The 24301-nt window shown below is 47.0% G+C and carries 16 protein-coding genes; 9 read left to right on the top strand and 7 right to left on the bottom strand.

Annotated features, from left to right (window positions below):
- Positions 1-240: 240 nt before the first annotated feature.
- Together ACUVJL_RS34055 and ACUVJL_RS34050 are read right to left on the bottom strand one after the other, a co-directional pair.
- The gene (locus ACUVJL_RS34055) at positions 241-1401 is read right to left on the bottom strand and encodes a precorrin-8X methylmutase (RefSeq protein WP_445249872.1); all 1161 of its coding nucleotides are present in this window, start codon (positions 1399-1401) and stop codon (positions 241-243) included.
- A gap of 327 nt (positions 1402-1728) precedes the next feature.
- Positions 1729-2688, bottom strand: coding sequence for a GNAT family N-acetyltransferase (locus tag ACUVJL_RS34050; RefSeq protein ID WP_445249871.1), 960 nt, complete (start codon positions 2686-2688; stop codon positions 1729-1731).
- Between the two features lie 708 nt (positions 2689-3396).
- Between ACUVJL_RS34050 and pap the strand changes: the two genes are divergently transcribed.
- Entirely contained in the window at positions 3397-4884 is a 1488-nt protein-coding gene (gene pap / locus ACUVJL_RS34045; RefSeq protein ID WP_445249870.1) for a polyphosphate:AMP phosphotransferase, read from the top strand.
- A gap of 486 nt (positions 4885-5370) precedes the next feature.
- Complete coding sequence (locus ACUVJL_RS34040) at positions 5371-6231, top strand: YdcF family protein (RefSeq protein WP_445249869.1); 861 nt, start codon at positions 5371-5373, stop codon at positions 6229-6231.
- Here the strand turns inward: ACUVJL_RS34040 and ACUVJL_RS34035 are convergent.
- Positions 6228-6572, bottom strand: a complete 345-nt coding sequence (locus ACUVJL_RS34035; protein ID WP_445249868.1) for a hypothetical protein — start codon at positions 6570-6572, stop codon at positions 6228-6230. The genes ACUVJL_RS34040 and ACUVJL_RS34035 overlap by 4 nt on opposite strands.
- A 541-nt stretch (positions 6573-7113) precedes the next feature.
- Here ACUVJL_RS34035 and glsA point away from each other — a divergent pair.
- Entirely contained in the window at positions 7114-8040 is a 927-nt protein-coding gene (gene glsA / locus ACUVJL_RS34030; protein WP_445249867.1) for a glutaminase A, read from the top strand.
- Between the two features lie 774 nt (positions 8041-8814).
- On the opposite strand, the gene ACUVJL_RS34025 is transcribed toward glsA, so the two are convergent.
- Both ACUVJL_RS34025 and ACUVJL_RS34020 read right to left on the bottom strand, forming a co-directional pair.
- A complete protein-coding gene (locus ACUVJL_RS34025; protein WP_445249866.1) occupies positions 8815-10626 on the bottom strand; it encodes a CHASE2 domain-containing protein in 1812 nt (603 codons plus the stop codon).
- A gap of 233 nt (positions 10627-10859) precedes the next feature.
- Positions 10860-11966, bottom strand: a complete 1107-nt coding sequence (locus ACUVJL_RS34020) for a FecR family protein (RefSeq protein WP_445249865.1) — start codon at positions 11964-11966, stop codon at positions 10860-10862.
- 669 nt (positions 11967-12635) lie between these two features.
- On the opposite strand from ACUVJL_RS34020, the gene petP reads away from it, so the two are divergent.
- The 6 genes from petP to ACUVJL_RS33990 all read left to right on the top strand — a co-directional run bounded on the left by petP (position 12636) and on the right by ACUVJL_RS33990 (position 19609).
- A complete protein-coding gene (gene petP, locus ACUVJL_RS34015; protein ID WP_333054278.1) occupies positions 12636-12836 on the top strand; it encodes a cytochrome b6f subunit PetP in 201 nt (66 codons plus the stop codon).
- A 184-nt stretch (positions 12837-13020) separates the two neighbouring features.
- Complete coding sequence (locus ACUVJL_RS34010; protein ID WP_445249864.1) at positions 13021-14115, top strand: Get3/ArsA fold putative tail anchor-mediating ATPase NosAFP; 1095 nt, start codon at positions 13021-13023, stop codon at positions 14113-14115.
- A 314-nt stretch (positions 14116-14429) separates the two neighbouring features.
- Positions 14430-15146, top strand: a complete 717-nt coding sequence (locus tag ACUVJL_RS34005) for a Uma2 family endonuclease (protein ID WP_445249863.1) — start codon at positions 14430-14432, stop codon at positions 15144-15146.
- 140 nt (positions 15147-15286) lie between these two features.
- Complete coding sequence (locus ACUVJL_RS34000) at positions 15287-18517, top strand: tetratricopeptide repeat protein (protein WP_445249862.1); 3231 nt, start codon at positions 15287-15289, stop codon at positions 18515-18517.
- Positions 18518-18537: 20 nt separating this feature from the next.
- Entirely contained in the window at positions 18538-19215 is a 678-nt protein-coding gene (locus ACUVJL_RS33995; RefSeq protein WP_445249861.1) for a hypothetical protein, read from the top strand.
- Positions 19205-19609 (top strand): HEPN domain-containing protein, encoded by a 405-nt coding sequence (locus ACUVJL_RS33990; protein WP_445249860.1) that lies wholly within the window; start codon positions 19205-19207, stop codon positions 19607-19609. Before ACUVJL_RS33995 ends, ACUVJL_RS33990 begins: the two co-directional genes overlap by 11 nt.
- A 222-nt stretch (positions 19610-19831) precedes the next feature.
- On the opposite strand, the gene ACUVJL_RS33985 is transcribed toward ACUVJL_RS33990, so the two are convergent.
- Entirely contained in the window at positions 19832-21898 is a 2067-nt protein-coding gene (locus tag ACUVJL_RS33985; RefSeq protein ID WP_445249859.1) for an elongation factor G, read from the bottom strand.
- 314 nt (positions 21899-22212) lie between these two features.
- On the bottom strand, positions 22213-24126 hold the full coding sequence (locus ACUVJL_RS33980; protein WP_445249858.1) for a heavy metal translocating P-type ATPase: 1914 nt from the start codon (positions 24124-24126) through the stop codon (positions 22213-22215).
- Between the last annotated feature and the right edge of the window lie 175 nt (positions 24127-24301).

Below are 24301 nucleotides of genomic sequence, written 5' to 3'. Positions count from 1 at the left end.
AAATGGGTCTGGTAGAATCTTAGTATCATTATTTTTTTGGATAGGCAAGCGTATAACAATTCTGCTGCCTATCTTTTTTTACCACAAGTAGGCTCAATCCTTACTAACTATAGCTTTCAGGCGGGTTGTCACCCCCCCAGGACTGTTACCCAGCCGCAATTAACCTAAATCCCTATTAGGGATTGAAACCGATGAAAGAGCAAAATACAAATTAAGCCACCATAAACCTAAATCCCATCTTCACTTAAGATGACAATGACAATTCGGCTTTTCAATCAAAGACTCAACCAAAGCATTCAAAGCAACCGCCGCCAACAACCCGCCGCCAAAAGTTCCCAGAGTCGTAATATAAGCAACGCCCGATCGCACTAACCGCCGTTTCGCCACCGGAGAATGACTAAAACCGATCGGCATTCCAACTACCAAAGCCGGTTGCAGTTGGCCACACTTGATCGCCTCGCAAACCGCCATCAGCACAGACGGCGCATATCCTATCACCAATATACATCCCTTTTCCAGTTTCAACAACTTATCAAACCACTCACCATGCCGCCAGAATTCCTGTTCCGCTTCCGCCGCAGCATTGATGTGCGGATCGTCAATTAAAGTTGCAATACTTGTTCCCAAATGCGCCAATCTAGTTTGATCCAAAGCCGCAAAAACAGGCGGCACATCAGCCACAATTTGACACTGATTTTTCAAAGCATCCCGCGCCGATTTAATCGCCGTTGCGCTCAACTTCACAAACGGCAGCAGCGAACAATCTCCGCAGGCTAAGACCAGTTTAGAAAGCAAGTCTACCTCAATTTCCGAGCGATCGCCCAAATCCGGCAACAAAAGCTGCAACGACTCCCCAAAATCCTCCGGGTGAGTGTGCGCCCCCGCATCCCAACCCTCCCAAAGTTCTTCCAACTCATCCAACCCCCCCTCAGTTTCCGCCTGCAACAGCCTTAATTGCGCCAATGCGTCCGCTTGCACCGCTTGACAGGAAATATCCCGCCCCAGCAATCCTTCTAGCGCCGAAGCCGTTTCTCTGAGGCGAACAATTTGCTGAATAACCGACAGATATTGCCGTTGCAGAGTCGCCCTCAGCGCGTCAGGGGAAGCATCCGCATCTGTTTCTAACAGTTTGCGGATGTGAGACAGTTGAAAGCCTTGCTGCTTGAGTGCGACTATTCTTTGCAGTCTTTGCACATCGCTGCGGGTGTACAGTCTGTAGTTAGAGGTCGATCGCACCGCCGGAGATAGCAGCCCCAAAGCGTGATAATGTCGCACCATCCGAGGGGTAATTGTGCCTTTTACCGCTTCTGTAAGTTGTTTGATTGTCAGGTATTCTTGCTGCATAATAATACCAATTATAGCAATTCTTGCAGGAGTCGTAAATTTTTTACCCCACCCCAACCCCGCCCTTACCAAGGGCAGGAAGTAAGAAATTTACAAATGATTTAGGATTGTTATATTTGCTGATTGGTTAACTGAGTTCGACAATTTTTTACCCCACCCCAGCCCTCCCCGAACCCGCGGTCCGGGAGTAAGAAATTCACAAATGATATCAAATCCGGCGCAGGCAGGAATGATATCAAATCCGCGGTTCATCGTCGGGCGTAAAGTCGAATCAAGCAGCCAACAAATAATTCGCGCAATTTTCATTTTTTTGACCCCTCCTTCAACAGTCAACAGTCAACAGTCAACAGTCAACAATGACGGACGGTGCAACCAGAATCGATATTACACTTTCTTAGCCCAGGACAGCCAAGTTTCCATCGGGCGGAAACCGACTGATTTGTAAAGCTTTGTCGCCCCTGTCAAACTGTCAGCATCAACGCTGAGTTTAGCTGTGTTTGCACCCGCCGCCTTTAAGGAGTGCAAACCCGCCAGCAGCATCGCTTTTCCTAAACCCATTTTCCGAAAGTCGCGCCGCGTACCCAACAATTCAATCCAACCGTCTTTTGTGCCGCTGCGGGCGTGTTTTTGGGGTTTGATTTGACAGTCGCAGAAAGCTGCAAATTTGCGATCGCCCGAAACAGCAATTAAATCTAATTCCGGCTGATAGTTGGCGTCTTGCATCCAATAGCGCACGGTTTCCGCAGTTAAATCGTGGTGATTCCAGTGATCGATAAATGACTGGTTGAACATTTCTACCCAGGGTTGGATGTCTTGTTCTCCGGATACGTGTGTTAGGGCAAAATCTGCCGGAAATTCCGGTGTGGGAATCGGTTCGGCGAGGGATCGGGCCATTGTCAGAAAATAGCGATCGACCTCAAAGCCCTGTTTTTCTAACAGCAGGATTTCATCGGTTTTATCCTCCCGGCTGTAGGTACGCAATTTAGCAGGCAAATTCCGTTCTTTTTCTACTTCGCGCAGCCGATTTTCTCCCCACTTAATTATGTCTTTTTCTAAACCTTGGCTGCGCAGGTTTGGATGCACGTAAAAACAGAGAAAAGCGTCTATTTCATCCGGGGAATCGGGCATATCTAGGAGTGCCAAACCGATCAGTTTGTAATTACCATCTTCCCACAATTGCACGTCGCGGGCTTTGTCTAGTTTCGGTGCATCAAGTATTAGCTTCAGTTCAGTTGCTGAGAATTCTTCGCCGAGGCGATCGACCATTTCGCAGGCATCGATTAAATTTGCGATCGCGCACCAGTCAGTTTCGCCCTTGTAAGAACGTGTTGTCAAGATATTCATAAAAAACTTGCAATCCGTAATTGCGGACTGTTCCTCTTAATTGGTATTGGCAAACAAGTACAGTGAATTTCTGGCAAAAATCCGAGTTTTTGATTGTTAACCGCAGATGAACGCGGATAAACGCAGATGTAGTGCAGATTTATTGTGGTGTCGATAAAACTCAGAAACCTGTTTATATCACCCAGGCTTTCAGGTTTTATCTAATTAGGCAATCATAAAAATTGGTTTGCCCGTTCGGGCTACTTTTGTATGTGAGTTTATGGCTGGATGTCGATGAGTCGCGCTCTCTTTCGTTACCAAGCTTGGTGCTTAAGTAACTATTGTTTGAATAAAGTTTGTACAGCTAAGTAAAGAAGTTGTCACCCCCACCGGGTAGTTGATTTTTACTTTTGCTCTGTTTTACAATAAATCCTTTTTCAGGGATTTTTTGCTTTTCCTGTTAACTCGCCCGCTCCGGGGAGGGGAGAAGTTGAACTTATTTAAAAGTTCCCTATTTCAACTATAACCTGAGCTGTTTTTTTTGGCAAGTTTGAAATTGAGGGAAACTTGCTAGTATTAACGAGGCTGGCAATTGAGGGCAGGAGCGAGATCCCTTTAAACCCGACCTAACTGTAATTTTTATAACGTTTTTCCCCGATTTGAGGATTTAATTTTATCCAAACGTTAAACTAACGTTAAACAGTTTTCTCAGATTTATAGAAGGTAAATATGCTCGACAACCTCGATTTAGATATTTCCCTGGATAAAGAAACCTACGATGCCAAGATAGAAGTTTTAATGAAACAGTTGCGATCGCTCCAACAAATCTGCTGGGAAAAAAAACTGCCCGTAATTATCGTCCTCGAAGGTTGGGCCGCCGCCGGCAAAGGCGCGCTGGTCAAAAAAATGGTGGGGTACATGGACCCGCGCGGGTTTGCCGTCCACCCGATTTGGCCGCCGTCACCCGCAGAAATGGGCTATCCTTTCCTGTGGCGGTTTTGGCAGAAACTCCCCGCCCGCGGCAAAATTGGTTTTTTTTACCATTCTTGGTACACTCGTATTCTAGAAGATCGGTTGTTCGATCGACTCTCCGACGCAGAAGTACCGACAGTTATCCGGCAAATCAACGCCTTCGAGCGGCAGATGGTAGATGACGGCGCGGCAATTGCCAAATTTTGGATCCACCTGAGCAAAAAAGAACTCAAGCATCGGCTCAAAAAACTAGAAGACGACACCTTACAAGCTTGGCGAGTGCGACCCGAAGACTGGAAACAAGCCAAAAAATACGAAGAATACACAACTTTGGCAGAAGAAATGGTAGCCCAAACCGGCACGGGATCCGCACCTTGGACGCTAGTAGAAGGCAATTGTCAACGCTGGGCGAGAGTCAAAGTTTTAACGCAAATGGCAGCGACAATTACAGAAGCCTTAGAGAGACTGCCGATGCAATCTGCACCCGTGAAATTGCCACCTCAAGAAAGCTTGCAACCCACCGAACCCGACTTGCTGGCCCAAGTAGATTTAACTCAATCGCTGTCGCCCGACGAATACAAACAGCAACTTCGCGAGGAACAAACCCGTTTTGGCAAACTGCAACAAAGCATCTACGAAGATGAAATCCCCGTGTTAGTGCTGTTTGAAGGTTGGGACGCCGCAGGTAAAGGAGGAGCAATCAAACGCTTGACGGACGTATTAGACCCCCGCAGTTACACTGTTAATGCCTTTGCGGCCCCGACACACGAAGAAAAAGCGCACCACTACCTGTGGCGGTTCTGGCCGCGGCTGCCAACTGCGGGTAAAATCAGCATTTGCGATCGCAGTTGGTATGGTAGAGTGCTCGTCGAACGAGTCGAAGGATTTGCCGCCGAAGCCGAATGGCGCCGAGCTTATCAGGAAATCAACGAATTTGAGGAGCAACTCACCAGTTTCGGTTGTGTTTTAGTTAAATTCTGGCTGCACCTCAGTCCTGACGAGCAACTAAAGCGGTTTACAGAGCGGCAAAACAATCCATTTAAACAATACAAACTCACCGAGGAAGATTGGCGGAATCGCCAAAAGTGGAATTATTATGAAGTGGCGGTGAATCAAATGATTCAGCGCACCAGCACGCCGGCTGCTCCCTGGACGCTAATTGCGGCCGATAACAAGTATTATGCTCGTGTTAAAGTAATTCAAACGGTAACGCAGGCAATTCGGAATCAACTGAAGCGCCGATAAATTGGGATGGGTGAATCGGTAACAGGTAATGGGAAAAAAAAGCAGGCAGCAGAAAGCAGGCTTGAATTGCCAATTTCACCTGCCTATGCTCGATCCATTACCAATTACCCATCAACCATTACCAGTTATCAATTACCAATTAACTCTCAGCAATCTGTGACTGGAAGTAGCGGGCTTGCAGCCTGCAACCAATAGTTGAGAGCTGACCGGAATCGAGCATCAGGATAAATGCGATCGGATGGCGTTATTCGCGAAAGTTAAAAACCCACCGATGCCCGTATTTCCTCCCGCAGCTAAATTCGCGCTCGTTTCCACACTTCCGTACTAATTTATGAAGACACAGAATATTGCAAGATGCCAGAACTGTTAGCTCGCATTCTATTTCTATTCCTCCTGTTCTCACTGCTCAAATCGTGGTGGGATCAATCAGGAGGCAAAGACAATCCCTTATTAGACCGGCTGCGCGTTTTGCTGCTGATCAGCCTTTTGATCCTAGCTTTTTTTGCGCCAGACACCCCAGTCGGAGAAGCGATTGCCGGCCTAATAGCCTTCTTCTTTAAGCCGCTGGGTTTTTCAATCACGCTGCTGGTGATTGCATCGGCGCTGATCACGAACGGGGGCATCCGCAACCCGGCCCCGAGAATGATTCTGGCAGCGCTGCTAGTTTTGATCCTTTCGAGTATGCCAGTTGTCGCTTACTGGTTCGCCGAGCAAGCAGAACGGGACGCCGCCGCAGCCGCCCGGACAGCTTGCTGCGACGAAACCGCAGCGGCGATAGTCCTACTGGGCAAGGGAACCACTAAGCCTCACATCCCCAACCGAGTAGCGATTCAACTGACAGATGCAGGCAATCGCCTGCCCTATGCTGCCGTTTTGTACAACAAAAAAGTGGCACCTCTGGTCATCGTTACCGCTGGCCCGAGACCCGAGTTGGAGGGTTATGTTGGCGAAGCTAAGGATATCGAGACTTTGCTGGCAAACAACATGGGCGTGCCGCGCAGCAGTATCGTTCTCGACAATAACGGCAGCAACATACGCACCAGTGCTGAAGAGGTGAGAAAGATACTCGACAGCCGCGGCGTCGGCCGCAAAGTAATCCTGGTAACATCTGCGATGGAGATGCGCCGTGCGAGCCTAACTTTTGCGCATATGGGAATCCAGGTGATTCCTAGACCTACCGACTTCTACACTTTTCAACCCACCGCAGGAGGGACATCCAGACTCCGCTTAGACGCGGGAGATTTTTTGCCTAATGCAGATGCTTTGCTACTTACGACGAAAGTATTCGATCGATATTACGGGTCTGTCTATTACTATTTGCGCGGCTGGCAGGCTCCCAGGGCCTAAAGTGGCGAGTTGCTGGTGTTTTTCTTAGGCAACAGCGACTGCTCCCCAAATTGGTTTAACATCTGATGAGAATGAGACCTTTGTGGGGAGCTGTATTTTCTGATTCCGGCGGGGTCGCCGAGGGCGAAGTTGGCAACTAATAAAAACAGCACCCAAAAAATATTTGTTTCCCACCCAGGGGCTGGTTTTTTCGGTGCTACTGGGGTTGTGACAGATTCGACGTTAACTTTGATGTCTAGTTTCCCTTGAATTTCTTTGCCTTTGAGAACTCCGTCGCTGCACACACCCTTAAAAATTATTGGAGCGGGTTTTGCTGCTTCTGTTTTCGCTTCTTCTGCCATTTTTTTGTCCTGATTTTGGTAGATGCGGTTGGATAGTAAATTCTCAGAGGTTCGGGGGCTTTCCAGATAGGATTTGCCGAACTCTGAAAGAATTAAGTTAAAGATGCACTTCGCCCCTGGCTGGGGCTTAAATATAAGAACCTGAAGGCATTTTCCAGCTAGCAATCGTTTGTTTTGGGTAGCAGCATTGCTTTGAATCTGCTAATTATGTATCTGGGTGAAAGGCAGATTTTTATGCAAAGTACAGGTTTTTTTAGGAAAAATTATCAATAAATTTATGGGCTGCCGGCGGGCCCAAAGGTGAACAGCCTGAAGAGCGATCGCACTTACTCTCATCGAAGAAGCCCGGTTTATTCCAGGAGAGGGCCCAAGTACAGTCAACAGTCATTAGTCATTAGTCATTAGTCATTAGTCATTAGTCATTAGTCATTAGTCATTAGTCAACAGTCAACAATGACGGACGGTACAACCGGAATCGATAGGACTCAATATCGCGCCAGGACTGCCAATCTAAAATCTCAAAGGATCTAAATAATCGAGAGTGAAAACATCCACCAGCAAACTATCTGGCCTGCAACCAGAACAACTGGAAGCTTGGGCAAAAGAGGCAATTAATCGCAGTAAATCCGGTAAAATCGCCGCGTACATACCTCTCCTGGCGCGAGCCGACCGACAAGGGTTTGCCGTGCAAATTCGGGCAATTGACGGTCAATTATTGAGCTGGGGTAGCATTGCTCAAACATTCTCGCTGATGAGCGCAGTCAAGCCCTTTCTGCTGCTTTATTTGCTGTGCGAATTGGGCGAAAAAAGGGTATTTGAGTGCGTTGGCTGCGAGCCTTCGGAGCTGCCTTTCAATTCGTTAACTCAACTCGAAATAGACCAAGGGAAGCCGAGAAACCCGATGATTAATAGCGGGGCGATCGCCCTAGCGTCTTTGATTCCCGGTCAAAATGCTGTGGCGCGCTGTCAAAACTTGCGAACTTGGCTGAATCAACAGGCAAAAAGTCAGTTATTTGTTGATGAGTTAATGCTCTATTCAGTGAATTCAATGCCGAATGAAAATAATGGGAATCTCGCCTTAAAAATGGTAGACTCGGGTTATATTCAAAACTCTGAAATTGCTTTAGAAACTTACAATCGCCTCTGTTGTTTGTCGGGAACTGTGGAGGATTTAGCTAAGCTGGGAATGGTTTTGGTAAATAGTGGCGATCGAGGAATCTGGGAAAACTGCCGCACTGTCAAAGCACTGATGGCAACTTGCGGTTTGTATGAAGCATCTGGCCGCTTTGCGGTGCGGGTGGGACTGCCTGCCAAGTCTGGAGTTAGCGGGGCTTTGGTGTCGGTAATTCCGGGCCAGGGTGCGATCGGCTTTTACAGTCCGCCCCTGGATCAAGAGGGAAATTCTGTCGCAGGCTTATTTCTGTTAGAACAAATAGCTAAAACTCTGCGGCTGAGCGTATTTGATTAGATACGATTGCCGTTAAATTTCCCCTTGGATTTCCCCGAAGTATTGAGGAAAATAAGCTGTTGTGCATTTAAATTGTATGTTGAGGGCGGGCAGGATGCCCACCCCACAAGAGGAAAAATTTATTTTACCATGCAATTTAAATGCGGATTAGCTTAATTGGGAATTGGGAATTGGGAATTGGGAATTGGGAAACAATATAATTCCGTAGGGGCGGGTTTTACGACAATATCTCATCAGTACAAACAAGCTTGATAAACCCGCCCCCACACCGCTAATAATCTACATCAACCTTGACGGGTGAGCGAATATAAAAAATGTATATTTCGATATAATTCCGTAGGGGCGGGTTTTAAGCTGTCGCGCATTTAAATTGCATATTCTCCGCGGGCGGGACGCCCACGCCACAAGAGTTTTATTGTTTTTTGACATACAATTTAAATCCCGAACAGCTTACGACAATATCTCATCAGTACAAACAAGCTTAATAAACCCGCCCCCGCACCGCTAATAATCTACATCAACCTGGACGGGTGAGCGAATACAAAAAATGTATATTTCGATTTACCCTTGGGCTGCGGTGGGTTTTTGAGATGATATCAATTCCGGTTACACCCGAATTATAGTTGACTGTTGGCTGTTGACTGTTGGCTGTTGACTGTTGACTGTTGGCTGTTGACTAATGACTAATGACTGTTGACTAATGACTGTTGACTAATGACTAATGACTGTTGACTAATGACTAATGACTGATGACTGATGACTAATGACCGATGACTAAGGCTTTTCGCCCAAAATAGCATAAACCACAGTCTCTTCTTTTTTGCCGCGCAATTGAATCGATCCTACTTTTTGACCTTCGTAGCGATCGCGCACGTAAGCAAAAGTCCTCCCCGTCACCAACAAATTAAAAGGACTGTCAGAAACAATTTCCTTATTCATCGCCTCCAATCTAGCAGCAACGTTGACAGCATCGCCGATCACAGAATAATTCAAACGCCGGGAACCGCCGACAGTGCCAGCAACTAACTGTCCGGTATGCAAACCAATGCCAAACTTAATTAAAGGTTTGCGCTCAATTCTAAGCTGCTGGTTAAGTTCGTGCAGCTTGTCGTGCATGGCGATGCAAGCCGCAACTGCATTCAAAGCATCTTTTTGAATTTCTGGATATTCGCTATGGCAAAAAGGCACCCCAAAAACGGCCATAATTGCATCGCCGATGTATTTATCTACAACGCCACCGTGATCCATAATACAGTCGGTCATCGCTTCCAAATAATTGTTGAGCCAGTTGAGCAAATCCCGCGGCGGCATTTTTTCCGAAATCGAAGTAAAACTGCGAATATCCATAAACAGCACCGTTGCTGTAAGTTCTTGAGGTTCGAGTTCTCCCTGTTCAAATATCTCAGCTTTGCGTTGCCAAATAAGCTGAGCAGTCTCTGGATCGACGTGCTTTTCAAATAACCTCATCAACTGTTGCTTTTCGTACTGTTCCCGCAGTTGCAAAGCAGTGCCAGCTAAAATGAGGGTGCCGATAGGCGCGGCAATCGAAACCCACCAAAAAAAGAAGCCAAATAGCACAGCAGCAGCCCCAATCCAAATTATAGGCAAACCGAGAGCGATCGCAATTCTCGCTCTAACACCTCGGTTCCACAGAACCCAACCGGTAAGCGGGCCAATCCCGAACACTAACAACATTTCTACGAGTATCGGCAGCCGCCGCAGCAAGCGTTGATTGAGCAAATTGTCCATCAACGCTGCATATAAATAAACCCCGGCTGTATTTCCGTCTAAAGGTGAAGATATCGGGTCAAAACCGGTAGCAACTATGCCCACTAAAACTAACTTATTAGTGAGAGCATCTGCGGGAATTCTACCTTCTACAACATCAACAAAAGCATAGGTGGGTACATTTTTTGTTCTCCCAGGCCAGTTAACCCAGACTTTTTTTGCCTGCCTATTGTTTGACTGTGGGAGCAATACTGGATTTTGGGGATTAGCAGCATTGTACCTGTGAGTCATTGCTAAACCCAAATTAGGAATGCCGTCAAGAAAGATTTTTGACTCGCGGCTAATACCGTCGCTATCGGCTTCGTGGGCGATGTGGCCGACACCTGCTGCTGCTTTTAAAGATGCTACGGGTTCTTCTTTGATGGTGCTTGCGAGTACAACTTTGCCGTTGGCGGCGATTGCAGCGGCTAAAATATCATCTTTCGGACTCGGATCGAGGAAAAGAATGTCGAAACCTATTGCTGTGGGAGGAGATTTTTTTAGGGCCGACAACAGTTCGGCGTAGCGGTTGCGGGGCCAAGGAAATTGACCGTATTCCTGCAAGGAATGCCGTTCGATCGCAATTACCGCAATTCTCTGATCCCATCCCGGATTTGGCCAAATTCCCGATTCTCGAATTTGAAATAGCGTGTTGTATCCCAAATATTCAAGGGGTTTCCACATTCCCAATTGCAGCATGGCTACAGACATTATACCTGCTAGGGCGCCTGTCATCCAGGGAGGATTTGTGATTATATATTGCCGCAGGTTGATCAGTTGATTTTTTTTGAGATGATCGATCCTTTCTTTGAACTTCATGCAATTAATTTGACGCAATAATTGACATTCGAGTCAGACCTTCGAGAAAAGTGCGAGTCATGAAGTTTTACAAGACCCTAAGGGTGAAGGGTTGAGGCAAAATTTCTTTATTTTGACTACCGAGATTCACCGCGAAATGCTTCGCACCTACACAAAATAATCAACCCAGATAGGACTTAGGATCTCACTCACTTCCTCAGACACTGCCCGCACACTTGACTCTGAGAGGTTGTTTAGGGAACTGCGAGGGTGTAATGCTGTTCGGTGACTGACGGGCCTCGCACTACGATTCTGAGGCGGCGACTTGGAGGTAAAATTCCTTGGATTTGGAAGTTCCCCTTTTGATCGATCTTAATCAGTTCGTCGTTGACATAAATTATGTCGATCGGGTTAATTTCACCCCTGAAGCGATAGATATTGCCGCTGACTCTCACCAAACGGCGGACTTTGAGTTCAGCTTTGCGAGGGCTCGCTAAGGGCGCCACGGGCGGGGTTTGAGGGAAAATTGTCGTGGCGTTGCCGCTGTTGACAACTACTTCCGAGTTGCTGCTACCGGATACTACGACTGCACCTTCAATAGTTTCGACTGCGGTTTTGCCTGCGCCGACGCTGACGCCAAAGGAGGTGCCGCGGACTCCGGCAACGCCTTCTGGGGTTTCAACTCTGACAGGGGAAGTTCTGGCAGAACTTGTTTGTTGGGCAATTTGACTGGATTTGCCGAGTCCGCTGAATGTATTTAGGGCAACTATTTGGTTCGGCAGGATAATTGTTGAGGTGTTGGCTGCGGGAGTTGTCGCGGCTGTTTTGCCGACGGACAACCTGACTCGCCCCCTGCTGACAAAAATGGCTGTTTCTGTTTGGCCACCTGCACTGCTTGACAAATCTGATATTCTGACTGCGGTGTTTTCGGAAACTTCCACGATGCCAGTGTTGTTGTCGATGGCTAAACGGGCTGTGGAATCGGGGCCGGTGATGATTTCGTCTCCGGGGGCGAGCAGCCGATCGCCCACGACTGCTGGTCGCCCTTTAAAGGTGACTGTACCCCGAATTTCTCGGATTTCGAGCGATCGCCCGCCCCCTGTTCCCTGAGCCTTTATAGTCTCTGCTGGGGATGAATTCGCTGCCAGTCTTGCCAGATTTTTTGGAGATTTTGAGCCGGTTGGCAATGCTGGCGGTCGATCGACCGATACAATTTTAGTAGGGTTCGACGGCTGTTTGGGGGATGGAGAGAGCGGACTGGCGATCGTCCCACGACCAAGCGGCAGACAGGCGAACACCGCTAAGGACAAACTTAGGAGCGGAATTTTGGTCGATCGCCAGCACGTAAAATTTTTCTTCATAATTTCAATTTTGTGATCTTGAAGTTCCTTGACTTCATTTCCTCTATTAGACTGCCTAACTCAGGCAATCGTTCCACCTTTTATGTAGTAATGCACCCGCAAAAATAGACTTTCTCAGCATGAAATTCTAGCATTAAATCTTCTTTTTATTGTCAGATTTTAGTAAACTGTTACAACATGGCAGTTTACTAAAATCTGACCTTCGGGAAATTTGGTCAACCAGACTCAAAGTGCTTTGCAGCATGATTTTTCGCCGATGTCAAGGTTAGAGAGCGAAGATTTATATATAGCAAACATAAAGTTAATTACTGCTTCTGAATGCCTTTTGGCTTCTGCCGGAAGGATGACTAATTGGGGAGAAATCCTGTAGTTGTGGGAATTAATAAAAAGATTCTTTTTGCGAGCGATAAAAAATAATTATCTAAGTGGTGCGCCAGGCTCTGGGAGTGGAGCTTGCCGCTGTGGAACCTGATGAGGCAAACCCAAGGGAATCATAGTACACGATCGACCAACTCCGACTAGAATACCCTCTTTTTGGGAAAGTTGGTCGAAATTCCTTCTGAAAATCATCGCGAGCGATCGCCTGCTGGTGTTGCTGTTGAGAAGTAGACGCCAAACTGTAAAATGGACGGTTGTATATAGGTTATATAGAGCAGGAGAACAATTTCAGTGGCAATAGAAGTAGGTCAGAGAGTTAAGGTGCGCCGTCTCAGAGATCGGATACCTGCAAATATGGTGGGCAAGATAAAGGAGAATCCAGTAGGCACTGTTGACGGATTTAGAATGGTTGACGGTAGCGGAGTAGGCGTGGTTGTCAAGTTTGACGGTTTTGCGACTTGGTTCTTTGAAGATGAGCTAGAACCCGTTTAACAGAAGGCAGTTGTCAGTGGGCAGTGGGCAGTCGGTAGTGGTTCTTTCTGATTCCTGATGTGTGAGTTATTAGCTGCTACCAATAACAACTGACAACTGACAACTGACAACTGACAACTGCCCCACTCTGGCTGAAGGTTGCGCTTAAATGTTAAAGAGTAAGCTTTGGCAGTGAGAACAGAAAATGGCTTTGATTTTGACATTTTTGGGCAAAGGCGGCACTGGCCGCAGCACGATCGCGATCGCAACAGCTAAAAAATATGCGGCTCAAGGCAAGCGAGTTCTGCTGCTCGGCCAAGATCCGGGCCCTGCATTGGGTATTCTGCTAGGGGTTCCCCTGACTCTCAACCCCCAGGAAATCGCCCCCAACCTCAAAGCAGTTCAGGTGCAAAGCGCGCCGCTGCTAGAACGCAGGTGGGACGAAGTTAAACAACTAGAAGCTCAATATGTCCGTACTCCGTTTTTCAAGCAGATTTACGGTCAAGAATTAGGGGTGTTACCGGGAATGGACAGCGCGCTGGCGTTGAATGAACTTCGGGAATACGACGACAGCAAACAATACGATGTAATTGTTTATGACGGCACCGGCGGCATGGATACGCTGCGAATGCTGGGAATGCCGGAAATTCTGAGTTGGTACATCCGCAGATTTCGTCAAGCTTTGGTAGATTCGGATTTGGGGAAAGCGCTTTCACCTTTTATTCAACCGGTTGTCAGTACCGTGTTGACTGTGGATTTGTCGGGAGACAATGCTTTTCAATCTACTAAGCAAGTCGATAATCTTTTGGATAAGGGTAAGGAAGCGCTGGCAGATCCGAACCGCACGGCGGCTTTTTTGGTGACGACTGGGGATGCAAGTGCGATCGCAACTGCTCGCTATCTTTGGGGAAGTTCTCAACAAGTTGGTTTGACTGTGGGCGGTGTCATTGTTAATCAAGCATCGGTTACAGAAGCTATTACTGCCGATTTTGATCCTTTGACGGCTGTTTCGGTTCCGGCGCACAGTGACAATAATTGGCAGCCGCTAATTGATGCTTTGCCCGATTTTTCTGAGGCCGCAAAAGCTCCTAAACCGATTAACATAAACATTGCACAGCGTCAAGTTAGTTTGTTTTTGCCTGGGTTTGACAAGAAAGAAATTAAATTGATTCAATCTGGGCCGGAAGTGACGATCGAAGCGGGCGATCAGCGGCGCAATATTTTGCTGCCTCCGGCGCTAACTGGGAAGTCTGTTACTGGTGCTAAGTTCCTGAACGGTTACTTGATTATTTCTTTTTAGTGGTTAAGTTGTAGGGGATTTAAGCTGCAATTTAGGAACGGGCAGAAGCGCCCGTTCCACATTTTTACGAAAATCCCTGGTTCCCCGGCTCTGCCTGGGAACCGATGTAAGCGAGGAAGAGCCTCGATTGCGGAGGAAAATTGGAGGCAGAGCCTCCGGATCTGCGTTACCAGGCAGAGCCTGGTAACAAGTGGATCTGTTAGTCTGCGGAGGCAGACTTCGTTTGACAAGACGCGGTTTCAACCGCCGAGTCCTTATGATATTTATATAACCAGACACGATCTAAAGTCACCATCAAATTTGGGGAAACAGCAATGGTTACACAACTGCAATCTCCCGACAAATCAAATATTATCTACCCCGATGATAACGGAGAACCAATGTCAGACAATACTGAGCAATTTCGATTAATCGTTTGGATTAAGGAAAATTCCGAACTATTGTTTGCGAATGACCCGAATGTTTTCGTGGCCGGCGACTTGCTTTGGTATCCGGTGGAAGGAAATAATAAACTTTGCCAAGCTCCAGATGTGATGGTAGTTTTTGGTAGACCAAAAGGTTATCGTGGTTCCTATCAACAGTGGAATGAAGATAATATTGGGCCACAAGTTGTGTTTGAAATTTGGTCGCCGGGAAATCGACCAGCTCCCATGATTCAAAAGTTCAAATTTTACGAACGTTACGGTGTAGAAGAATACTATTTGTACGACCCGCAAATATTAGAATTGACAGGATGGCAGCGGGTTGAGGAAGAGTTAGAGGCGATCGAACAAATAGACGGTTGGATTAGTCCCAGACTCGGCGTGCGCTTTGGATTGTCTGAAACCGGACTCGAAATGTTCGGGCCGTCGGGAGAACCGTTTGTGAGTTTTGTGGAACTCGCTCAACTGCGACAGCAGGCGGAAGCACGGGCACAGGAAGCAGAGGAACGTGCCACTGAGGCACAAACTTTGCTGGAACAAGAACGATCGCGATCGCAAGCTTTAGAATTAAGACTCCGAGAAATGGGAATCGACCCCAATCAATTGTAATAGATGATTCGGCGGTTGAAACCGCCGAGTCTCTGCTACAATCTTGAATAATATCAAGTCCGCTAGCATCCTCCCAATCAAATCAAGTTAATAGTCAACAGTCAACAGTCAACCGATATAACACATCACTAACCCAGCCAATGCTCGGACAAATTTGGCAAAGAATCCTCAACCTGTGGCGGCTTCTTCAGCGACATTTCCGCAAAGGAGCACCCCCACCGCCAAAGCCAACTCCGATTCGCTCTTTTGGGGAATACGAACAGAAATTTTTGCAACTGTTAGAGGGTGTTGAACAAGGCTGGACTCGGGGCGATATTAAAGGCTTTTTAATCGGCTGCAAAATCAAAGATGCTGAGTGGCAAAACTGGCTGCAAGAATTTGGAGAAAGGTTGCTGGTATCCCCGGAAACGAATTTAGAATTGGGTGGGCGAATGGTGCGGCTGGGTGAGATGAATTGCGGGAGAATTAGTGAGGTTGCTGGCAATATCGGCAGGCAATTGTTGGCTGGGGAGAGTTTGAATCGGACTCCCACGGATGATTCATCGGTTATAAGTGAAAATATTGTTACTCGATTGTTAGCTGGGGAGAGTTTGAGTGTTTCTTCTACAGATAATTCATCCGCTGCTAACAAATATGATTCAGCTTCGCAGGCAGAATCTATAGAAAGAGAAGTCAAGCAAAAGGCAGAAGAATTATATAACCAAGGAGTCTATCGCTATTATGTAAGAGATTTAGAAGGGGCGATCGCAGCCTTCAACCAAGCCTTAGAGATTGACCCGAAATTCCAGTCTGCCTGGAACGGGCTAGGCAATGCCCTATATAGTTTGAGCCGCCACAGTGAGGCGATCGCAGCCTTCGAGAAAGCCTTAGAAATTGACCCCAAATCCCAAATTGTCTGGAACGGGCTGGGCGTTACTCTAGAAGATTTGGGCCACTACAGTGAGGCGATCGCAGCCTTCGAGAAAGCCTTAGAAATTGACCCGAAATTCCACGGTGCCTGGAACGGGCTGGGCGCTACCCTAAAAGATTTGGGCCGCTACAGTGAGGCGATCGCAGCCTTCGAGAAAGCCTTAGAAATTGACCCCAAAAACGACTATGTTTGGAACAACCTGGGCATTGCCCTAGGAAATTTGGATCGCTACAGTGAGGCGATCGCAGCCTACAAGCAAGCCTTAGAAATTAACCCAAAATACTGTAATGCCTGGAACGGAATGGGCGCTACCCTAAAAGATTTGGGCCGCCACAGTGAGGCGATCGCAGCCTACGAGAAAGCCGTAGAAATTGACCCTAAATTCCACTTGGCCTGGAACGGGCTGGGCAATGTCCTACATGATTTGCGCGACTACAGTCAGGCGATCGCAGCCTTCGATCTAGCCTTAGAACTTGACCGCAAATTCCACTATGGCTGGAACGGGCTGGGCAATGTCCTAAATGCTTTGGGCCGCTACAGTGAGGCAAAAGCAGCCTTCGAGACAGCCTTAGAAATTGACCCCAACTCCCACCAGGCCTGGAACGGGCTGGGCAATGCCCTAAATGCTTTGGACCGCAGCAGTGAGGCGATCGCCGCCTTCGAGACAGCCTTAGAAATTACAGGCGATCAAGTGTGGCAAGCTTGGGTCAATCGAGGTTTTGCCTTTTTCAGATCTGGGCGCTACAGTGAAGCCATTCAAAACTGGGATGAAGGCTTACAGAAATATCAGCCTAGTAACCACGACTATCGCCTCGCTTGCGGCAAATTGCACCATCAAAAAGGCAAGGCACATTACAAACAGGGTAAACAAACAGCCACTTATTTTGAATCTTTCCACAAAGCCAAAGCCAGCTACGAACAAGCCCGCGAATTTTTGAAATTACCCCTCATCCCAGAAACTTATTTAGAAGTAATGCAAGACTTAATTACAGTCTGCCACAGCTTGGGAGATCCCAAAACCAGCGAGTACCTTACCGAAGCTACCACCGTCTTAGAAACCTTACTTTTAGACAATCAAACTCACCCCGAAATCAAACAGCGACTCCAGCGCAAATTTGTCGGACTTTACCAGTTAGAAGTCGATACCCTCGTTCAGTCTGGCGACAAAGTAAATGCCCTGGAAAAAGCCGAATTGCGGAAAAACTTTTGCCTGCAATGGATGCGCGCAACTTCACAAAACCGCACCGATAGCCCGACTTATCCCCAAATCCGAGACTTACTGGCAAACAACACCGAAACCGCGATTATTTACTGGCATCTCAGCCCAGTTTCCCTGACTGCTTTTATCATTACTCTAGAAAAGTTTGAAGTTATTTCCACACCTCTGTGCGACTTATTCCCAAAGGAGAACAGTCAGAGTTTAGAAAAATGGCTGGAAAACTGGAAAACCAACTATCAAACTTACGGCAAAACTACCAGCAAACAGCAAAGCAAAGAATCCCATCCCTGGCGCGAGTCAATGACAGCGCAATTGCACAAACTCGCTGACATCCTCAAAATTCCAGAAATTTGTACCCACCTCACCAATGTCAAATACTTAATCTTAATTCCCCACCGCGACTTGCACCTGCTGCCACTGCACTTTTTATTCTCCGATAATCTTTTCACTATCACTTATCTGCCCAGCATCCAAGTTGGGATAGACAGATTAGACAGAAAACCCTCACCTTCAATGTCTCTGCTGTTGGTAGAAAGCCCCGATCCATTACTTTTTGCTGAAATAGAAGCGCCCGCGATCGCGAATTTTTACCTTAACTGCTGCAATACCATTCCCAGTTCAAAAGCTACCACCGATAATCTTAAAGAAATTCTGCAACAGGCTGCTGACATATTCCATTTTACAGGTCACGCCTACCACAACACAAAACAGCCATCCCAGTCAGCGCTAATCCTGAAAAACAAACAGCCCCTAACTTCAGAAGAAATCGCCAAATTCGATTTAAAAAGCTATTATCTAGTCTGCCTTTCCGCTTGCGAAACCGGCATAACCGGAAAAGAAGAACTGATAGATGAATTTGTCGGTTTAGCCAGCAGCTTTTTAGCTGCGGGTGCTGTTTACGCCCTCAGCACTCTTTGGATAGTTGATGAGATATCTAGCGCTTTAATGATGATTCGATTCTATGAAATTCTCAGCGAACAGCGTTGCCAAAATAAGTTGCATCCGGCACTAGCCCTCAAACAAGCGCAAAAATGGCTCCGAACTATTACTTACAGCGAACTATCCAACTGGTATCTCGAATTGTCTGAAGTAATGAAAGACAATTCCGGTTGCAGTCAAGATTTGAGAGACGAAGCTAACCTCATCCGCAGAGATCGTGCTAAAATTGAATCTGACAAACCTCCTTATGCCGATCTCTACCACTGGGCAGGTTTCACAATTACTGGTAAAGTTAATCCCTAACTTCCAAACCATCGACTATTATGAAAGCAAGAGATATTATTAGTCTGCAAGCCCTTGGCGCTGCTTTAGCTAAACTAGATTCATCTGTCCAGCTTGGTGAGTTGGAAGAGAATATAAGTCGTCAGATATTGGCTTTAGAAAAATTAGCCGAACAAAACAACACTCTCAACGAAATTTACACAAAAGAACGCCTCGACTTAAAAGAGCAGTACCAAGCAAAATCAAAAGACAAACGATACCCGCCGACAAGTGACAGCATTTACAGCACGGATGCTGCAAATTTAAGCCCTTCCTTTCCTCAGCCGCCTGAAGAAATGGAAAATCCCTCTGAAATAGCTAAAGCCTTTGACAATTTAATTGCATCTTTTAATAAAATCAAAAGCCTGTACGCCGTTGAAAACCCCCTAGAAAGTTTTCAAATCATCATCGAACAAGAAGCGATCGCACCTTTGATTCTGGAAGCTTACGATCGCATTCGAGCGCTATTTCCTACGGAAAGATTAGGCTTGGAAGTGAAAACCGATCCAGAAATTGCCAATTGGCGATCGCTGTGGATTACCATTTACACCAAACTCGAAGTCGATGAAGCTTTTGCAAAGTTAAACATCCTTGATGAGAGTTGGTGGCTCGAATCTAAAATAGCTGCCCCCAAAAATGATTTACATATTAGCCTTGAATGGGAGTCAAATGAGATTTGAGTGGTCGGAATATTTGAATTTAGCTCAAGAGTTAGCGGCCACAAATAGTGACAGTTCAGCTAACAGGGAAGCCAAGTTGCGATCGGCGATAAGTAGAGCATACTATTCGACATTTTGCCTAGCGCGAAATTACTTGCGCGACATTGAAAAAGACCCAACACTTTTTCGTAAGAATCGTGATATCAACGAACATCAATATGTAGCAGAGAAATTTATAAACCACCGAAGTAAAAATAAAAACATGGTCAAAATAGGTGAAAAGTTAAGCAAATTGAGAGAACTTAGGAATAAAGCTGATTATCAAGATACTATGTTTAACTTAGAAAAAGAAGCGAGAACTGCGTTAATGCTAGCTCAGAATATTATTTCAGCGTTAAGTAACTTAACTGAATAATCAGGTAAATCTGAGATGTTGCACCATTCTCAATAAGCTTTTTATGAACAGGCAAGATGCCTGTTCCACAAGAAAATTCACTCTTTGTGGAACAGGCATCTTGCCTGTTCTTGAGAATTGTGCAAGATGTGAGGTAAATGGGAATCGATCGCAATAAACTTTAATGGTAACTCCTGCAAAAACCCGGTTTATTCAAGAAACCGGGTTTTTTAAGACAGCTAACTAACTTTTACCGTTACCGTTTCCATTGCCGCCAGTCGTTAGCAAAACCCGCTTAGCTAAAGGTTCCGGCACTTCTTGCAATCGATCGAACTCCCAATTAAAAAATCCTACTCCCATTGTCTGCGATCGCAATTCTACGATCAAATTCTGCATTTCTGCGATCGGCAAATAAGCAGAAACTGCATCCCATCCCTTCCAGCCTTTTTTACCTTCGTAGCCGAGAATTTGGCCGCGGTGTCCGCTGACCAACTGCAACACCTTTGATGTACACTCGTTCGGAGCGCAAATTTCAACTTTGGCGATCGGCTCCAGCAATGCCGGTTCGCACTTCGCCATTCCCTCCTGCATCGCCAAACGCGCCGCTTGCTTGAAAGCTTGTTCGGAACTGTCAACGGTATGGTAGGAACCGTTCGTCAGCGTCACCGCTACGTCTACCACCGGGAAACCCAGCGGGCCGCGATCCAAATACTCGCGCACACCCACTTCCACGCCGGGAATGTACTGTTTTGGGACGACGCCGCCGACTATTTTGTCGGTAAAGGTGAAACCTTCTCCGCGAGGCTGCGGTTGAATGTCGAGGTACACGTCGCCAAACTGTCCGTGTCCGCCGCTTTGGTGTTTGTAGCGCCCGTGGATGGAAGATGCAGGTTTGCGGATGGTTTCTTTGTACGGCACTTGCGGTAAGTGAGTTACCATCGGCAAGTTATACTTGCGGCGCAACCTGTCTAAGGCTACTTTCAGGTGGATTTCGCCTTGACCCCAAAGTATAATTTCGTGAGTGTCGCCGTGCTGTTCCCAGACTAAAGATGGGTCTTCTTCTAGCAATTTAGCTAAAGCGGAGCTCAGCTTAACTTCATCGTTGCGCTTTTCTGGGACGATCGCCAGTGCGTAGACAGGCGGGATGATTTCGGCTTTTGGCAATTCTTCCGATGGGTCTTGCGCCAGGGTATCGCCTGTTTTCACGCCTTCTAGCCTTCCCAAAGCCACAATTTCCCCGGCGCTGACGGATTGCAAACTTTGCGTTTGCTGGCCGGTCAAGCGGTACAAACCGTTAACTCGAACGCCGTTCAAATTTGCTCCGTCTGCCAGGGTCCCCCGCCACATTCTCACTAACGATAGTTTACCTCCCTGCGGCGTGTAATAGGTTTTGAGGATTTGAGCCAGAACTTTGTTTTCACTTAGTATAATGCCGCGGCGATCGGCTGTAGTTTCCGGTGTTGGCGCTTCCCTCAGCAAAGCTTCCAGGAGAGGCCGCACGCCGAAATCTTGTTCGGCGATGCCGATGAATACTGGCACAATTAAATCTGCGCCTAATTCCATCTTTAAATCGCGGGTAATTTCTTCGGCGTCGGGATTGATTTCTTCGAGCAATTCTTCGAGTAAATGGTCGTCAAAATTCGCCAATTCTTCGAGCATTTGCTGCCTCGCTGCGCTTTCTTGTGCTTTGAGGTGTTCTGGAAGCGGAACGGGATCTGCGGCGGCGCCCGGATGGTAGTGGTAAGCTTGTTCGGTTACTAAGTCGATAAAACCGATGATTTGTTCGTTTTTGCCGATCGGATATTGGTGAGGTACGATCGGTCTACTAGAAACGGATTTGAGCGCGTCGATTACCTCGGTGAAGTTGGTGCCGCAAGTAGTTTCGTCTGTGTAAGCTCGATCGATCTTGTTGATGAAAACTAGGTGGGGAATTTCCCAATCGTCGAGGAATTTAAACAGGGGTGCGAGGGTTAAAGTGCGATCGGCAACGGGTTCGCAAACAATTATCGCCGCATCCACACCAATCAGCGCATTGTAAGTTTCTTGGACAAATTCTACCGAGCCCGGACAGTCGAGAAATGTGAAGCGGACGCCTTCATATTCAGCGGTGGCGGCGTTTACTTCTACGCTCATTTGGCGATCGCGTGCTTCCGGCGAACTATCACCTATTGTGTTGCCATCTTTGACATTTCCTTTGCGGGTAATTGTCCCTGTCACCGACAGCAAACTTTCGAGCAGTGCGGTTTTACCGCTTAAATAAGGGCCAACAATTGCAACGTTCCGCGCGGCCCCAATGACTTTTTCGTTCATAATAGCCTCCAACAGAAAACTTTTTTTCCATTGCTCTTGGTGCAATCAGTTCTATACCATTTTCTAGACTTTTTCTATGTTAATTTTTATTGCAGTTTCGAGCAATTTCAGATTTGGGTATGATTCTATACTTTTGACGCTAGCGTATTTTGAGTGACGCACACACAAATTGTAGTTTTTCTTAATATTTTGATTTTTTAACCGCAGATGAAGGCAGATTAACGCAGATGAACGCAGATAAGAGTCTCGTTCCCAGGCTCTGCCTGAGAACGTATTTCTAGAGGCTCTGCCTCGATTTTAGCGGTTTTTGGTGTCTAATTTCTCAGCAGTCGCAAACCGCTTAAGGTTACTATTACTGTAGAGCCTTCGTGACCGATGACGCCGAAAGGCATGGTGATATTTCCGAAAAAATTAGCCGCCAATAACAGCACAATGCAACTGAGTGCAAAAACAATGTTTTGTTTTACAACATTTTGAGCGCGGCGACCCAAACTAATTGCTTTAGCTAGTTGCTCTAACTTATCTGCCATTAATACGATATCAGCAGTTTCTAAAGCAACATCGCTGCCGGAAATTCCCATCGCAATGCCTACGGAAGCTTGAGCAAGGGCGGGGGCGTCGTTGATGCCGTCTCCTACCATTGCTACAGTTTGATACTGGGTTTGCAGTTGTTTAATTGCCTGCACTTTGTCTTCTGGCAAAAGTTCGGCGTACACTTCTTTGATGCCTAATTGACGGGCGATGTGTTGAGCTGTTTGCTCGTTGTCGCCGGTTAGCATAATTATATGTTCTACGCCTAATTTTTGCAAGCGTTTTACGGTTGCTGCTGCTTCGGGGCGGAGGGTATCTGCTACTGCAATGATTCCCAAAAGTTGCTCGCCTTTTGCCACCCAAACAACGGTTTTACCCTCTGCTTGCAACTGCTGGCTGATTTGAGCTAATTCGGAAGTTGCTTCGACAAATTCGGCTTTACCAATGGCAATGATTTGATTGTTGACTTTGCCGACAATTCCTTGACCGATTTTTGCTTGTACATCGGTAGCGGTTGACAATTGTAACTGTTGCTGCTGGGCGGCGCTGACTATTGAAGAGGCGATCGCGTGTTCGGAATGAGCTTCTAGGGCTGCAGCTAATTGCAGAACTTCTGTTTCAGTATATCCGGCTGCTGGTACAATTTGGATAACTTCAGGTTTTCCCGTGGTGAGAGTTCCGGTTTTGTCAAAGGCGATCGCCCTGACTTTACCAATCATCTCTAATTGCGCGCCACTTTTAAACAAAATCCCCTGTCTCGCCCCGTTAGCAATTCCCGAAAGCAGCGCTGGCATAATCGAAGCCATCAGCGCGCAGGGGGAGGCGACTACTAGGAAAATCAGCGCCCGATAGATTGTCTCTTCCCAATTCCAGCCCAAAACAAAGGGGGGCAAAGTTGCCAGCAGCACGCCTAAACCAACAATTAATTTGGCATAACCGCGCTCGAATTTTTCCACAAACATTTGAGAAGGCGGCGCGGCTGTTTGCGCTTCTTGAACCAGCCGAATCACTCGCTGAATCAAACTGCTTTCTGGAGTTTTATGCACTTCGAGTTTCAGCGCGCCGACACCGTTAATTGTACCTGCATAGACTTCATCGCCGCTGGTTTTTTCCACGGGCATCGATTCGCCGGTAATCGAGGCTTGATCGATCGCACTGTAGCCTTCAATAATTATCGCATCTGTGGGGATGATTTCTCCGGGCTTGACTAAAATGTAATCGCCAATTTTCAATTTGTCGATCGCAACGAACCGTTCCCCGCCGTACATTACCACCCTAGCAGTATCCGCAGTCAAACTCATCAAACTGCGGATGCTGCGTTCAGTCCGCTGCATAGCATAACCTTCCAGCGCGCCGCTAATTGCAAAGATTAAAATCAGCACCGCACCGTCAACAATTAAATGATATTCTTGCCGCCATAGACCCAAACTGGCAGCGCCCAAAGCAGCGACAATCATTAACAAATCTACATCTAATTCGTGTTCTTGAAAAAGCGTAGTTAAGCCTTCGCGGGTGCTGGAATAGCCGCCGATAACATAAGCCGCGGGCAAGATTAACACGGCTAAACCCAGCCAGCCGAATTGCAGGGCTAGGGAACCCAAGATTACTAGAATTCCGCACAGGGCGGCAGTCACAGCATCTGGATGTTCTTCGGCGAGGCGCCAGAGGCGAGAAATGGGGAGGGAATTGGGAGTCATTGGGGAAATTGATTTGGTAGATAACTCCTTTACCCTAAACCTTGACATTAGTGTCAATGTCAAGGTTTTGACCCGGCCTGTAGAAACTTCGGGTAGGGACACCGCAGTGCCGTGTCCTGTATTTTACTTAAGATTCAAACCCATAATAAATCTTGCTTGTAGTCGAGTCTCGAGC

Origin of the sequence: Microcoleus sp. OTE_8_concoct_300 (genome assembly GCF_031383065.1) — a bacterium.
Classification (GTDB): domain Bacteria; phylum Cyanobacteriota; class Cyanobacteriia; order Cyanobacteriales; family Microcoleaceae; genus Microcoleus.
This window is presented reverse-complemented; position numbering and strand designations above follow the sequence as displayed.

Bases quoted from the DNA above. Each gene is read 5' to 3' on its own strand.
- ACUVJL_RS34035 (WP_445249868.1), bottom strand. From the start codon at position 6,572: ATGGCAGAAGAAGCGAAAACAGAAGCAGCAAAACCCGCTCCAATAATT.
- ACUVJL_RS34020 (WP_445249865.1), bottom strand. From the start codon at position 11,966: ATGAAGAAAAATTTTACGTGCTGGCGATCGACCAAAATTCCGCTCCTA.
- ACUVJL_RS34000 (WP_445249862.1), top strand. From the start codon at position 15,287: ATGCTCGGACAAATTTGGCAAAGAATCCTCAACCTGTGGCGGCTTCTT.
- ACUVJL_RS34025 (WP_445249866.1), bottom strand. From the start codon at position 10,626: ATGAAGTTCAAAGAAAGGATCGATCATCTCAAAAAAAATCAACTGATC.
- ACUVJL_RS33995 (WP_445249861.1), top strand. From the start codon at position 18,538: ATGAAAGCAAGAGATATTATTAGTCTGCAAGCCCTTGGCGCTGCTTTA.
- ACUVJL_RS34005 (WP_445249863.1), top strand. From the start codon at position 14,430: ATGGTTACACAACTGCAATCTCCCGACAAATCAAATATTATCTACCCC.
- ACUVJL_RS34050 (WP_445249871.1), bottom strand. From the start codon at position 2,688: ATGAATATCTTGACAACACGTTCTTACAAGGGCGAAACTGACTGGTGC.
- ACUVJL_RS33990 (WP_445249860.1), top strand. From the start codon at position 19,205: ATGAGATTTGAGTGGTCGGAATATTTGAATTTAGCTCAAGAGTTAGCG.
- ACUVJL_RS33980 (WP_445249858.1), bottom strand. From the start codon at position 24,126: ATGACTCCCAATTCCCTCCCCATTTCTCGCCTCTGGCGCCTCGCCGAA.
- ACUVJL_RS33985 (WP_445249859.1), bottom strand. From the start codon at position 21,898: ATGAACGAAAAAGTCATTGGGGCCGCGCGGAACGTTGCAATTGTTGGC.
- ACUVJL_RS34010 (WP_445249864.1), top strand. From the start codon at position 13,021: ATGGCTTTGATTTTGACATTTTTGGGCAAAGGCGGCACTGGCCGCAGC.
- pap (WP_445249870.1), top strand. From the start codon at position 3,397: ATGCTCGACAACCTCGATTTAGATATTTCCCTGGATAAAGAAACCTAC.